The sequence below is a fragment of the Nocardioides sp. S5 genome (assembly GCF_017310035.1).
Classification (GTDB): domain Bacteria; phylum Actinomycetota; class Actinomycetes; order Propionibacteriales; family Nocardioidaceae; genus Nocardioides.
On sequence record NZ_CP022296.1, the window covers coordinates 3,839,903 to 3,852,868 of the forward strand.

Annotated in this window: 15 protein-coding genes; 4 read left to right on the top strand and 11 right to left on the bottom strand. The window is 72.2% G+C overall.

The window, feature by feature from the left end:
- Positions 1-30 precede the first annotated feature (30 nt).
- Positions 31-1,605, top strand: coding sequence for a GAF domain-containing sensor histidine kinase (locus tag CFI00_RS18980; protein ID WP_207082541.1), 1,575 nt, complete (start codon positions 31-33; stop codon positions 1,603-1,605).
- Between the two features lie 81 nt (positions 1,606-1,686).
- On the opposite strand, the gene CFI00_RS18985 is transcribed toward CFI00_RS18980, so the two are convergent.
- From CFI00_RS18985 to CFI00_RS18995, 3 genes are all read right to left on the bottom strand, one after another.
- Positions 1,687-2,274 (bottom strand): hypothetical protein, encoded by a 588-nt coding sequence (locus CFI00_RS18985; RefSeq protein WP_242532505.1) that lies wholly within the window; start codon positions 2,272-2,274, stop codon positions 1,687-1,689.
- 81 nt (positions 2,275-2,355) lie between these two features.
- Positions 2,356-3,015: a response regulator transcription factor gene (locus CFI00_RS18990; protein WP_207082542.1), complete on the bottom strand. Its 660-nt coding sequence runs from the start codon at positions 3,013-3,015 to the stop codon at positions 2,356-2,358.
- Between the two features lie 62 nt (positions 3,016-3,077).
- Complete coding sequence (locus CFI00_RS18995) at positions 3,078-3,614, bottom strand: DUF664 domain-containing protein (RefSeq protein WP_207082543.1); 537 nt, start codon at positions 3,612-3,614, stop codon at positions 3,078-3,080.
- Positions 3,615-3,712: 98 nt separating this feature from the next.
- Here CFI00_RS18995 and CFI00_RS19000 point away from each other — a divergent pair, with 98 nt between their 5' ends.
- Positions 3,713-4,063: a YchJ family metal-binding protein gene (locus tag CFI00_RS19000; protein WP_242532506.1), complete on the top strand. Its 351-nt coding sequence runs from the start codon at positions 3,713-3,715 to the stop codon at positions 4,061-4,063.
- Here the strand turns inward: CFI00_RS19000 and CFI00_RS19005 are convergent.
- The 5 genes from CFI00_RS19005 to CFI00_RS19025 are packed head-to-tail and all read right to left on the bottom strand — an operon-like array spanning position 4,056 to position 8,340.
- On the bottom strand, positions 4,056-4,694 hold the full coding sequence (locus CFI00_RS19005; protein ID WP_207082544.1) for a YigZ family protein: 639 nt from the start codon (positions 4,692-4,694) through the stop codon (positions 4,056-4,058). The two genes, CFI00_RS19000 and CFI00_RS19005, sit on opposite strands and share 8 nt — an antisense overlap.
- Complete coding sequence (locus CFI00_RS19010) at positions 4,691-5,704, bottom strand: YihY/virulence factor BrkB family protein (protein WP_207082545.1); 1,014 nt, start codon at positions 5,702-5,704, stop codon at positions 4,691-4,693. The genes CFI00_RS19005 and CFI00_RS19010 overlap by 4 nt, the downstream gene beginning before the upstream one ends.
- Before the next feature lie 35 nt (positions 5,705-5,739).
- Complete coding sequence (locus CFI00_RS19015) at positions 5,740-6,519, bottom strand: TSUP family transporter (protein ID WP_207082546.1); 780 nt, start codon at positions 6,517-6,519, stop codon at positions 5,740-5,742.
- A 1-nt stretch (position 6,520) separates the two neighbouring features.
- Positions 6,521-6,934 carry a hypothetical protein gene (locus tag CFI00_RS19020; RefSeq protein ID WP_207082547.1) on the bottom strand — a complete coding sequence of 138 codons (414 nt, stop codon included), beginning with the start codon at positions 6,932-6,934 and terminating at the stop codon, positions 6,521-6,523.
- Entirely contained in the window at positions 6,931-8,340 is a 1,410-nt protein-coding gene (locus tag CFI00_RS19025; RefSeq protein ID WP_207082548.1) for a cystathionine beta-synthase, read from the bottom strand. The genes CFI00_RS19020 and CFI00_RS19025 overlap by 4 nt, the downstream gene beginning before the upstream one ends.
- 62 nt (positions 8,341-8,402) lie before the next feature.
- On the opposite strand from CFI00_RS19025, the gene CFI00_RS19030 reads away from it, so the two are divergent.
- Positions 8,403-9,431: an SGNH/GDSL hydrolase family protein gene (locus CFI00_RS19030; RefSeq protein ID WP_207082549.1), complete on the top strand. Its 1,029-nt coding sequence runs from the start codon at positions 8,403-8,405 to the stop codon at positions 9,429-9,431.
- 80 nt (positions 9,432-9,511) lie between these two features.
- Here CFI00_RS19030 and CFI00_RS19035 read toward each other — a convergent pair whose 3' ends face one another.
- Entirely contained in the window at positions 9,512-10,396 is an 885-nt protein-coding gene (locus CFI00_RS19035) for a Bax inhibitor-1/YccA family protein (RefSeq protein WP_207082550.1), read from the bottom strand.
- A 209-nt stretch (positions 10,397-10,605) separates the two neighbouring features.
- On the opposite strand from CFI00_RS19035, the gene CFI00_RS19040 reads away from it, so the two are divergent.
- Complete coding sequence (locus CFI00_RS19040; protein WP_207082551.1) at positions 10,606-10,977, top strand: SdpI family protein; 372 nt, start codon at positions 10,606-10,608, stop codon at positions 10,975-10,977.
- Positions 10,978-10,997: 20 nt separating this feature from the next.
- Here CFI00_RS19040 and CFI00_RS19045 read toward each other — a convergent pair whose 3' ends face one another.
- Positions 10,998-12,458 carry a hypothetical protein gene (locus tag CFI00_RS19045; RefSeq protein WP_207082552.1) on the bottom strand — a complete coding sequence of 487 codons (1,461 nt, stop codon included), beginning with the start codon at positions 12,456-12,458 and terminating at the stop codon, positions 10,998-11,000.
- Between the two features lie 81 nt (positions 12,459-12,539).
- Complete coding sequence (locus CFI00_RS23715) at positions 12,540-12,965, bottom strand: hypothetical protein (RefSeq protein ID WP_242532507.1); 426 nt, start codon at positions 12,963-12,965, stop codon at positions 12,540-12,542.
- Position 12,966 lies beyond the last annotated feature (1 nt).

A 12,966-nucleotide genomic window follows, 5' to 3' on the forward strand; every position in this document is an offset into this window, starting at 1 on the left:
CCGCACGCCGCGGGGGGACAGACTGGGTCCGTGACGGATCATCACCAGACCCCTGACCTCGGAGCCGACGGCCGCCTGCTGCTGGAGGCCGTCACGGCGATCTCCAGCGACCTCGACCTGGCCAGCGTGCTGACCCGCATCGTCGAAGCGGCCACGGCGCTGACCGGGGCGCGCTACGGCGCCCTCGGCGTGCTGGGCAGCACCGGCGACCTGGTCGAGTTCGTCACCACCGGCCTCGACGAGCGGACCCGCGCGCTGATCGGCGACCTGCCGCGCGGGCGCGGGATCCTGGGCGTCATCATCGACGACCCGTCGGGCCTGCGCCTGGCCGACCTGTCGGCGCACCCCTCGTCGGTCGGCTTCCCGCCGAACCACCCGCCGATGACGTCCTTCCTCGGCATGCCGGTGCGCATCCGCGGCACGGTCTTCGGCAACCTCTACCTCACCGAGAAGACCGGCGACGGTCCGTTCACCGAGGCCGACGAGCAGCTCGTGGAGGAGCTGGCGCGCACCGCCGGCTACGTCATCAGCAACGCCCGATCGTTCGCGCTGAGCGAGCGCCGGCGCCAGTGGCTGGAGGCGTCCGCCGAGCTGTCCGAGCTGCTCCAGCCGCCGGTCGACCTCCCCTCTGCCCTCGACCAGATCGTCTCCACCGCGCGGCAGGTGTCGCACGCACGCGCAGTGGCCCTGTGGTCCTCGCGCGGCCCCGAGCACGACACCGTGAGCGTGGCCCCTGACGCCGACACCGACCGGGTCGAGGAGCTCCTCGCCCGTGCCCGGGTCGTCGCGGCGCCGGACGCCGGCGGTCCGGTGCACACCAGCACCGTCGACGGGGTGCCCGTGGTGGTGGTGCCGCTGCGCTCCCACCTCGCGCCGGTGACCGCACTGGTCGCGGTGGCGCAGCCCGGTGCCGGGCTGCTCGACGTGCAGGACCGCGACCTCTTCGCCGGCTTCGCCGACCAGGTCGCGCTCTCCCTCGACCGCACCCAGGCGCTGGCCGACCGCCAGGAGCTGGCGCTCATCTCCGACCGGGAGCGGATCGCCCGCGACCTGCACGACGTCGTCATCCAGCGGCTGTTCGCGACCGGGCTCCAGCTCCAGGGCGTCGCCGCGATGGCGGGCGACGGCGCCGTCACCGAGCGGCTGGACAGCTCCGTGGCCGAGCTGGACGACACGATCAAGGCGATCCGCGGCACGATCTTCGAGCTCCAGGACCGCCGCGGCGACTCGCTGCGCGCGTCCGTGCGCCGCCTGGTCAAGGAGTACGTCCCGGTGCTGGGCTTCGCGCCGGTCGTGCGCACGTCCGGTCCCGTCGACACCGTCGTGCCGCCTGCCATCGGCACCCAGCTGCTCGCGGTGCTGCGCGAGGCGATCTCCAACGTGGCCCGTCACGCGCTGGCCGACAGCGCCCAGGTGGACGTCTCGGTGACCTCCGAGCAGCTCGAGCTGCGGGTCGCCGACGATGGCGTCGGCCTGCCCGAGGACGTCACCGAGAGCGGGCTGCGCAACGCGCGCCGGCGCGCCGCCGACCTCGGCGGCACGCTGGAGATCTCACGGCTGGGCGAGCGCGGGACCGTCCTGGTCTGGCACGTCCCGCTGGGCTGATGAAGGCACAGGTCTGAGCTGGACCTGGACATGCCGAAGGGCCCGGCGCCGGGGAGGCACCGGGCCCCTGGGGGCCTGCTGTCACCGCAGGACGGGGTGGTTCTCGACCACCTCGGTGCGGTTCCACCAGTGACCCAGCCCCCACGTGGTGCCGGCCGCGCCGAGCGCGAGCACCGCCATCACGATGATGCCGACGAGGTGGTCGTCGACGACCGGGTTGTTCTCCAGCGGGAGCGCGGCGGCGTACATGAACGCGTACATCAGCGCGCCTGCCGCGGTGCCGATCCGCATGCCCACCCCGAGGAGGAGGGTGACACCGATGCCGAGCAGGCCGAGCATGAACAGCCAGTCGACCACGGCGCTGCCGGCGAGGCCGTTGAAGAAGCCCTTGAAGGGGTTGTTCTCCGGGATCGCGAAGCTGAGGAATCCCTCGGTGGGGCTGCCGCCGTTGATCCAGGCCGCGTCCCCGAACCGGTCGAGGTTGCCCTCCTGGTCGTAGCCGGTGTGGAAGCCCAGCGCGAAGGTCTTGTCGAGGAAGGCCCACAGGAAGGTGATCCCGAAGGCGATCCGCAGGGTGGCCAGGGCCCGGTCGAACCAGGGGTTCTGGTCGTGGTGGGCCGGAACCTGAACTGCATCTGTCTCGTCGCTGCGACGGTGGATGACGCTCATCGTCATCCCCTCCTTCTGTGGTGTGTTTTCTGGGTCACCACCAGAGTCGCGTGGGGCGCAGGCGCGCAGCAGGGTCTCCGGTCACCGTCCGGAGGGACCTTGGTCCCCCAGCAGCTTGGAGGCCAGCACCGCTGCCTGGGTGCGCCGCTCGAGGCCGAGCTTGGCCAGGATGCTGGAGACGTAGTTCTTGACCGTCTTCTCGGCGAGGAACATCTGCTCGGCGATCTGCCGGTTGGTCAAGCCCTCGGCGATGTGGCCGAGCAGGATCCGCTCCTGGTCGGTCAGCGATGCCAGCTCGTCGGGGGTGCTGGGGCCGCTGCGGATCCGCTCGAGGACGGTCGCGGTCATCGCGGGGTCGATGAGCGACCTGCCCGACGCCACGTGGCGCACCGCGGTGACCAGGTCGGAGCTGCGGATCTCCTTGAGGACGTAGCCCGAGGCGCCGGCCATGATCGCGGCGAAGAGCGCCTCGTCGTCGTCGTACGAGGTGAGGATGAGGGCGTTGATCGTCGGGTCCACGGCCCGCACCGCGCGGCACACCTCGATGCCGGAGCCGTCGGGCAGGCGGGCGTCGAGGACCGCCACGTGGGGTCGGAGCGCGGGGATCCGCGCCGTGGCCTCGGTGGCGCTGGCGGACTCACCGACCACCTCGATGTCGTCCTGCTGCTCGAGCAGGAACCTGAGCCCCTGTCGTACGACGTCGTGGTCGTCGAGGAGGTAGACGCGGATCGTTTCGGGCATGGGGGACATTCCACCAGAAGGTCGCGCCGCCATGGGGACATCGGCACGGCAGACCTGAGGCCTCAGACGTCCGTCGCGCCGTCGATCGACTGGCGGACCAGGTCCGCGTGGCCGGCGTGGCGGGCGTACTCCTCGAGCATGTGCACCAGGACCCACCGCACGGTGACGGTCGGGCCCCTGGCCGGGTCGCGCGGTCGTGCGACCGGACGGCCCAGGTCCGGGTCCTCGGCCAGCACCGCGTCGAGGCACGCGTCCGAGTGCACGATCGCGGCGGCGAGCAGCGCGTCCAGCTCGGCGTGGGCCTCACCCGACGCGCTGTGCCAGTCCCAGTCCGGGTCGTCGTCCCAGGGTGCGGTGTCCCACGGCGGGGACGGCTCGTGGCCGGCGAGGTTGTAGGAGAACCAGTAGTCCTCGACGAAGGCGAGGTGCTTGAGCATCCCGCCGAGCGTCAGGTCGCTCGGCGCGAGCCGCTGGTCGAGCTGCGCGTCGTCCAGGCCCGCTGCCTGGAGCCGGATCGTCGCGCGGTAGTGGTCGAGGAAGCCGCGCAGCATCCCGACCTCGTCGGCGCTGTGGGGCGGGTCGGGCCGCTCGATCGTCATGCGCCGCACGGTATCCGCGTGCGGCCGGCACGGCCATCGGATTGCAGGCCGGGTCGCAGGGCCGCCGGCTCGTCGGCGGCGAGGATAGGCTCGCCTCCGTGCTGACCACCCCCTGTCCGTGCGGCACCGGCGAGGCGTACGACGCCTGCTGCGGACCGCTGCTGGCCAACACCTCGCAGGCGAGCTCTCCCGAGCAGCTGATGCGCTCGCGCTACACCGCCAACATCTGCAACGACGCCGACCACCTCTTCCGGACCTGGCACCCGCGCACCCGCCCCGACGACGTCACGCCCGATCCCGCGACGAGGTGGACCGGGCTCCGGGTCCTCGCCGCCGAGGGCGACACGGTGGAGTTCGTCGCGTCCTTCGACGGCGGCTCGATGCACGAGGTGAGCCGGTTCGAGCAGCGCGCCGGCCGGTGGGTCTACGTCGACGGCGAGGTCAGCTAGCGCCTGCGTCCAGGTCCACCCAGCGCTCGCCCACGGGCTCGGGCACCGACGCGCCGCCGGTGGCGGCGGCGACCATCTCCACCACGCGGACCACCTCGTCGGCGGGCGCGGCGAGCAGCAGCCGGACCCGGGCGTCGTACGCCGTCTCGAGCACCGTCACGCCCCGCGACCTCAGCTCGCCCTCCACCCGCCCGGCGTCGGCGTGGTCGAGGTCGAGCGCGAGCTCGGTGAACAGCGCACGTCGCAGCGTGCCCGCCTCGGCCAGCGCAGCGCGTACGGCGTCCCCGTAGGCCCGCACCAGTCCTCCGGCGCCGAGCAGCGTCCCGCCGAACCACCGGGTGACCACGGCCGCGACGTCACTGACCCCGGCACCGCGGAGCACGTCGAGCATCGGCGCACCGGCCGTGCCGGCGGGCTCACCGTCGTCGGAGGAGCGCTGGACCGCGCCGCCCGGACCGAGCACGAAGGCCGAGCAGTGGTGGCGGGCGTCCCAGTGCTCGCGACGCAGCGACGCCACGAGCGCACGGGCCTCGTCCTCCTCGGCGACGCGGCGCAGCGTGCACAGGAAGCGCGAGCCGCGGTCCTCCACCTCGCCGGTCGCGTCGCGGGCGACGGTGACGTAGGTCGTCACGCCGGCTTGTCGGACCGCTCGTCCGGCTCCCGCTCGGACGGCCCCGGCTCCCAGCGCACGACCACCTTCTCGAAGCCCTTGTGGCGCTGCATGCGGGCATAGAGGGCGTACGCCTCGCGGTCGGCGTCGGTGAGCTGCACGTTGTCGGTGAAGGGCGTGAGCAGGGCCCGGGGCCACAGCCGCCGCGCGAGCACCACGTTGATCTCGGTCGCGAGCACCGCCATCACCGCCCCGATCCAGAGGAAGCCGATGAGGCCGAGGACCAGTCCGAAGGTGCTGGTCATCGACGAGGTGTTGACCAGGACGCGGTCGACGTAGGCGGCGCCGCCGAGCTGGAGCAGCTGCCACAGCACCGCGAGGGTGAAGCCGCCGGGCGCGGCACGCCAGAACGAGTGCTGGCCGGTCGCGGCGAAGCGGAACAGGTAGCTGAGCCCGGTGCCGACGACCAGCACCGTCAGCACCGGGAGCAGGGCCTTGAGGCCGCCGCCGATGACCTCGGTGAACACGTCGGTGGTGCTGGCGATGGTGGAGACGATCGTGACGGCGAGCAGCGACAGGCCGGCGGTCAGGAGCAGCAACAGCGTCTTGACCCGGGCGTAGAACGGGTTGGGACGGCTGTTGCGCGGGACGGACCAGGCCACGTGCTGGGTGTTCTGCAGCGCCTGGCCGAGCCCCAGCGCGCCGTAGAGGGCGGCAAGCCCACCGACCGCGACACCGGCGAACGAACCCTGGAGTCCCTCGGGGCGACCGAGCTCGTCGCCGATGATCGGGAACTGGGCGAGCGCGGAGTCGAGGATGGACTCCTGCCAGTTGGGCTCGCCGCGCAGGATGATGCCGAGGATCGACGTGCCGAGCAGCATCAGCGGGAAGATCGCGATGAAGGCGTAGTAGGTCAGCGCCGCCGCGAGGTAGGGACCCTGGTCGTCGAAGTACTTGTAGACCACCGCGAGGGGGAAGCCGAGGACAGGGTGGCGGCGCTGGAACGCGTCGACTGACCCCACGGCTCCCACGAGGGGAGGCTACCGCCTGGGTGAGCGGCGCCCGGTCACCACCAGCCGAGCAGCTGCCCGCCGAGCCGCACCACGAAGCCGGCGACGACGACGAGGAAGAACGCGCGGACGAACTTCGCGCCGCGCGCCATCGCCAGCCTCGCTCCGAGGTAGCCGCCGGTGATGTTGGCCGCCGCCATCGGCAGGGCCAGCTCCCAGATGACTGCGCCCTGCGGGACGAAGACGACCAGCGCGGCCAGGTTGGTCGCCCAGTTGGCGAGCTTGGCCTTGGCCGAGGCCTCGAGGAAGTTGTAACCGAGCAGGCCGACGAGGGCGAAGACGAGGAACGAGCCGGTGCCGGGCCCGATGGCGCCGTCGTAGAAGCCGATCGTCAGGCCGGTGAGCACGACGACGGTCAGGTGCTGGCCGCCGGCGAAGCGCAGGCTGGTGAGCTCGCCGACGCTGGGGCGGAACCAGACGTAGCCGCCGACGAGCACCAGCACGGCCAGGATGATCGGGTCGAAGGCGCTGCGCGGCAGCAGCGAGGCCACCAGCGCCCCGCCCGCCGAGCCGGCGAAGGCCGCACCCATCAGCGGCAGGAACGTCCGCGGGTCGGGGCGGATGCGCCGGACGTACGTCGCCGCGCTGATCGACGTGCCGCAGAAGGACGCCAGCTTGTTGGTGGCCGCGATCTGCACGACCGAGGCCCCCGGCAGGCCGACGAGCAGGGCGGGGAGCTGGACCAGTCCGCCGCCGCCGACCACGGCGTCGACGAAGCCAGCCACCAGGGCCGCGAGGACCAGGAAGCTGATGACCTCGCCCGAGAGGTCCCCCACGTCAGCGCACGAGCTCCTGGACGACCACGGCGTCGTACTCCTCCGGCATGACGGCGCCCAGGCCCGGGCACAGGAACTGCTGGGACTGGTCGGTGACCATGCTCGCGGCCGAGCAGCTCAGCGTCGCGACGGGCTCCCCGTCGGCGGAGAACACCATCTCGAAGATGGCCGTCCGCTCCTCCTCGAGGGTGTTGGTGATCGTGCCCTTGACCTCGGGGGTGGTCACCTCCTCCATGTTGACCGCGCGGTCAATGCCGTTGATCTCCCAGCCGTCGTCGACGGTGAAGCCGTTCCACTCGAAGGCCTCGCCGACCTCGACCTCGACCGGGTCGGTGCTGGTGTTCACGTCGTCGCCGCACGCCGCGAGGGCGCCGAGGCAGGTGAGGGCGAGCAGCGCCCGCGTCAGGCGCGTCACGACGCCGCCACGAAGGTGAGGAGGTCCTGGCGGGTGAGCACCCCGATGGGCTTGCCGTCCTCGTGGACCAGGACGGCGTCGGCCTTCTCCAGCAGGGAGACGGCGTCGGCGGCCGACTCGGTCGAGCCGACGGTCGGCAGGGGCGCGGACATGTGGTCCTCCACCTGGTCGGTCATCTTGGCGGTGCCGGTGAACAGCGCGTCGAGCAACGTCCGCTCGGACACCGACCCGGCGACCTCGGCGGCCACGATCGGCGGCTCGGCGCGCACGACGGGCATCTGCGAGACGCCGTACTCCTGCAGGATGTGGACCGCCTCGGCGATGGTCTCGCCGGGGTGCGTGTGCACCAGGTCGGGCAGCTGGCCGGACTTGCCGCGCAGCACCTCGCCGACGGTGCGCGAGTCGCCGCCGGCGCCGGTGGCGAAGCCGTACTGCGCGAGCCACTCGTCGTTGAAGATCTTGGTGAGGTAGCCGCGGCCCGAGTCGGGCAGCAGCACCACGATGACCGCGGACTCGCCCTCCGGGGTGCCGGCGAGCTCCTGCGCCACCTGGCGCGCGGCCCAGGCGGCCATGCCGCACGAGCCACCCACGAGCAGCGCCTCCTCACGGGCCAGGCGGCGGGTGAACGCGAAGGAGTCGGCGTCGGAGACCTCGATGACGCGGTCCGCGACCCCACGGTCGTAGGTGTCGGGCCAGAAGTCCTCGCCCACGCCCTCGACGAGGTAGGGGCGACCGGTGCCACCGGAGTAGACCGAGCCAGCCGGGTCGGCGCCGATCACCTGGATGTCGGGGTTCTTCTCCTTGAGGTAGCGACCGACGCCGCTGATCGTGCCGCCGGTGCCCATCCCGCACACGAAGTGGGTGATGCGCCCCTCGGTCTGCTCCCAGATCTCCGGGCCGGTGGTCTCGTAGTGCGAGCGCGGGTTGTGCGGGTTGGAGTACTGGTCGGGCTTCCAGGCTCCGGGCGCAGAGGCGAGCCGGTCGCTGACGTTGTAGTAGGAGTCCGGGTGCTCCGGCGCGACGGCGGTCGGGCAGACCACGACCTCGGCGCCGTAGGCCTTGAGGACGTTGCGCTTGTCGACGCTGACCTTGTCGGGGCAGACGAAGACGCACTTGTAGCCCTTCTGCTGCGCCACCATCGCCAGGCCGACACCGGTGTTGCCGGAGGTGGGCTCGACGATCGTGCCGCCGGGCTGGAGCGCGCCCGAGGCCTCGGCCGCCTCGATCATCCGCGTCGCGATGCGGTCCTTCACCGACCCGCCGGGGTTGAGGTACTCGACCTTGGCGAGCACCAGCGGGCCTCCCACGGCGGTCGCGTCACCCCCCTCTGCGAGGTCGAGGGTGCGGCTGAGCCGGACCAGCGGGGTGTTGCCGATGAGGTCGAGGACGGAGTTCGCGTACTGCACCTGCTCAGGCTACCCATCCACCGATCCGGAGCGCGCAACGCCGCTTGCGTAGCATCGTGGGCGTGGGGGCAACTGGAGCAGCACGCAAGCTGGCGTCGGCCGCCGCCCTGGGCGGGGGCGGACTGTCCGTGCTCGGGGCCGGGCTCTACGGCGTCCTGGTCGCCGAGGCGAGGTTCGCGCGCAAGGTGATCGGCGTGATCGGCGACGGCCCGCCGCCCGACGCGACCGGCTGGTACGGCCGCGGACGCCCCGGCCCGGCCATCCGGATCGCCCTGCTCGGCGACTCCAGCGCGGCCGGCTACGGCGTCGAGCGGGTCGAGGAGACCCCGGGCGCCCACCTGGCCAGCGGCATCGCCGCCCAGGCCCACCGACGGGTCCACCTGCGCTCGTTCGCCGTCGTCGGTGCCATGTCGAGTGCGCTCGCCGACCAGGTCGACACCGCGATCGCGACCCACCCCGACCTCGCCGTCGTGCTCATCGGGGCCAACGACGTCACCCACACCGTGCTGCCCTCCGCGTCCGTGCGCCACCTCGCCGAGGGCGTACGCCGCCTGCGTGAGGAGGGCATCCACGTCGTGGTCGGCACCTGCCCCGACCTCGGCACCATCCGGCCGATCCCACCGCCGCTCAAGCAGGTGGCCCGCGAGTGGTCGCGCCGGCTGGCGGCCGCCCAGACGATCACCGTGGTGGAGAACGGCGGTCGCACGGTCTCCCTCGGCGACGTCCTCGGCCCGGAGTTCGAGGCCGCGCCCGCCGTGCTGTTCGGCCCGGACCGCTTCCACCCCTCGGCCGACGGCTACGAGCAGCTCGCGGCCGTGCTGGTCCCCTCCTGCCTCGCGGCCCTCGACCTGCTCCCCGAGGACGAGGCACAGCCCGAGCCCCTGCGTCGCGAGGGCATCCTCCCCGTGGCGGCTGCGGCCGTGCGCGCCGCGCGTACGCCCGGCACCGAGGTCGACGGCACCGAGGTCGGTGGCAACCAGCGCGGCCTGCGCGGACGCTGGGTCGAGCTGCGCCACCGCCGCCGCCGCCCGTCCACGGACGCGGAGTCCCCGGGCGAGCACGAGGACGAGGCCGTCCAGCAGGACGCCTGAGGTCCGACCCCTCCTGAAATGCCGCCGGCCCGCCCGAGAGGACTCGGGCGGGCCGGCGGATCAGGCAGGTCGATCAGTGATCAGTCGCCACCGCGGATGATCGCGAGGATGCGGAGCAGGTTGGTGTAGATCCACACCAGGCTGACCGTGAGGCCGAAGGCCGCACGCCACGACTCGCGCTCCGGCAGACCGGCGGCGACGCCGTTCTCGACGAAGTCGAAGTCGAGGATCAGCATGAAGACACCGAGCACGAGGCCGGCGACGGCCATCAGCAGGCCGAGGGCACCGAAGCCGAAGAGGCCGGTGCTGATGCCGAAGAAGCTGAGCACCAGCGACAGCAGGCCGAGGCCCACCATGCCGAACATGCCGGCGATCACGAAGGTGCGGAACTTCTGGCCGACCTTGATGTCGAAGAACTTGTAGGCCGCGAGCGTGCCGGCGAAGGCCGCGAACGTGCCGAGCACGGCCTGCGTCACGATGCCGTCACCGAACTGGGCGTCGAAGAACTTGCTGATCGCGCCGAGGGCCACACCCTCGACCGCCGCGAACGCCATGACCAGCGCCGGGCTGATGACCTTCTTGAACGAGTTGACCAGCGACAGGATGAACGCACCACCGGCACCGATGACGGACAGCGTGGACGCGAGGGCGAAGGCGTCGTTGTCGACGATCGTGTTGCCGAGCGAGTCCGTCGTGGTCATGTCGCCGATGAACCACCACGTGGCGAACGCGGTCGCGAACACCAGGGCGATCGAGATGGCGGTCTTCTGCACGACGGAGTCGACCGTCATCCGGCCCTGGTCGACCTGGCCGGGCGTGCCGGTGCCCCAGGTGGCGGGGTCGGTCGAGGTCTCGCCGTAGCCGGGGTAGGCGGCGCCCCCACCGGCGTACGTCTGGTTGCCGTAGGCGTTCGAGGAGCGGTTGAACTCCTCGGAACGGTTGAAAATGGGATTGCTGCTCTTCATGGTCTCTCCTTGGAGGCCGCCCCTGCGTGTCCGGGGCTCCGACGCCGTCGCGGTGACGGCACCTGTCGCGTCACACCACTCTAGCCGGGGTGACACCAGGTCAAACGTGCACCACGGGCCCGCTGTTCCCACCACAGGAACTTCTCAGGTCGGTCGCTCCTGCTGCGAGACTGGGCGCGGTACGCCGACGGACTGAGGGGGACGGGGCGATGGTGCTGGCACTGGTCGGTGCGTGGGGGCTGGTGACGGTGGCCGCGGCGATGTGGTTCGTCGCGCGGGCCGGTGGACGAGGTGATCTGCCGCGCAACGGGCTGGTCGGGATCCGTACGTCGGCCACGCGCGCCTCGGACCTCGCCTGGGCTGCCGGCCACCGCGCCGCGGCCGGGCCGGCCCGCGCGACGGCGCGGGTGGTCGTCGGGTTCGCCGTCGCGCTGGCGGCCTCGGCGCTGCTGCCCCAGGGCGAGCAACCGCACCCGGTCACGATCGGGCTCTTCGCCCTCGGCTACGCCACGGTCCTGCTCGGCGCCGTGCTGGTGACGCGTACGGCGAACCGGGCTGCGCGGGGCGCCAGCCGCGGCTGAGGTGTGCAGCACGCGTCAGGTCAGGCCTCGGGCACGAGGAGGTTGACCGTGGTGATGCGTCCCCCTTCGTCGATCCAGAGCCAGATCGACCAGTCGTCGTCACAGGACTGCAGCTCGGCCGGGTACAACACGATCTGTCGCTCGACGAGAAGGCCGCTGGGCAGACCACCGAGGTCGATGAGCTCGCACGTCTCACCGTCGGGGAATCGGGTCACGTCGCTGAACTCATCGGTCTCGACCTCACCGTCGCGTGCGGCGACGAGCAAGGGCGAGACCGCACAGTCCTCCGGCGAGCCCGTGGAGCAGAGGGCCCACGTGGCCGGATCGTCGGCGGCGCTCGCGGCGACCGTGTCCCACAGGGCGTGGCCGAGCAGCTGCTGGACCTCCGGGGCCCACGCCGGAGGGGGTCCACCGCGTGCGAAGCGCAGGAACCCGTGCGCGGCCGCGTCGAGGCGGTCACAGTCGCGCACCGTGTGCGGCACCTCCACGACCAGGGTGACCGCCCCGTACCAGCTGGGGTCGTCATCACCGTCCTCGTCCACGGCCCGCTGGGTCGGCGCCTGCTCCACGACCCCACGGCGCGGATGACACGTCTCGAGCTCCTCGAGCAGGCTGGGGTAGCCAGCGGCAGTGACGTCGTCTCGCGCCTGCGCGAGGGACAGGCCGACCACGTCGGGGACCGGCTCCGGCCGACTGCCGCGCGCACTCTCCGACCAGGCGACCACGGCGTCGATCGCCCCGGCGGTGTCGTACAACGCCACCCGGGCCGGACAGCGCGTCTTCGTGGCGGTCTCCGCGAAGGCCACGCTGAGAGTCAGCGCCTCGCGGTCGGCGAGCTCCTGCGGCCGCGCGACTCCGCACCAGGTGTCGGGCGGAGTCCCTGCGATCACCTGCAGCTCGGGCATGCGGTAGGTGTCCCCGACGCGCAACACCTGCTCGCTGCCGCGACGGAGGATGTCCAACGCGGAGCCCTCTCCCCAACCGCCACGGGCCGCGTCCGCGCCGGACACCGTCGCAGTCCGCACGCCGTCCACGAAGAGGTTCACCTCGTCGGCGAAACGCGGGGACGGGCCCCGACCCGTGGCGAAGTCGACGAACAGCCACGGCTGCCGGAAGTCACCTGCGCAGTCGGTGGTGGCAGCCTGGTAGGACAACAGGACCGTGACGGCATCCCCGGGAGACACCGCGGTCCCGGCGGCGGGCTCGGTCCCCACTGGCCGACCGGCCGGGGCACAGCTGACCTGCTCGCCGAAGCGCACATCCAGCCCCTGCTCCGCGAGCAGGAGGCCGGCCGACCCCCGGGTGTGCCCGAAGACGGACGGCACCGCGTTGTCCGGAGTGCCGGGAAGGACGACAGGGACCGCCCTCCCATCGGCCCCTCCATCGGCGGGGCTGTTGGAGGTGTCGGTGCCGCACCCCGCCAGGGCGACGACCAGAAGGGCGCACCCCGCAGTGACCGCTCGGCGGGTGCGCATGCTCATGGCCCCGATGATGACGTATCGGCCGCTTCTCCGGTCGTCGAACCACGGACCGGCTCGCGCCTCTCGCGAGGCGAACGCGCACTAGGACGCGAGGGTGAAGCTGCTGGCGAGCTGGCGCTCGGCCGGTGAGTAGTCGGGGGCTCCCGCAGGCCCACCCGGGAGGGGTGGCGAGGTCGACCTGGTGATCCGGAGGTGCTCGGTGACGCCCTGGACCTCGTGGCGGGCGCCGGGAGGAAGAGTCGGCACCCAGGACGTCCAGCCGGGGCTCTCCTTGACGTAGTTGCAGCGCTCGCAGAGCCCCTGGCCGTTGACGGCAGTGGTGCGCCCACCGTCGGCGTCACGCTGGACGTGGTCGAGGTGGCGGACGTGGGCGGCCGCGGCTGCGGCCTTGATCCGCTCCAGGGCCTCGAGCTGGTCGAGGAGGTCGACGGGGGGCCCGGACGCGACGGTGGCGGTGAGGGGCTGCCGGATGCCGGCCGCGACGTCCAGGCCCTTGTCGAGGAACACC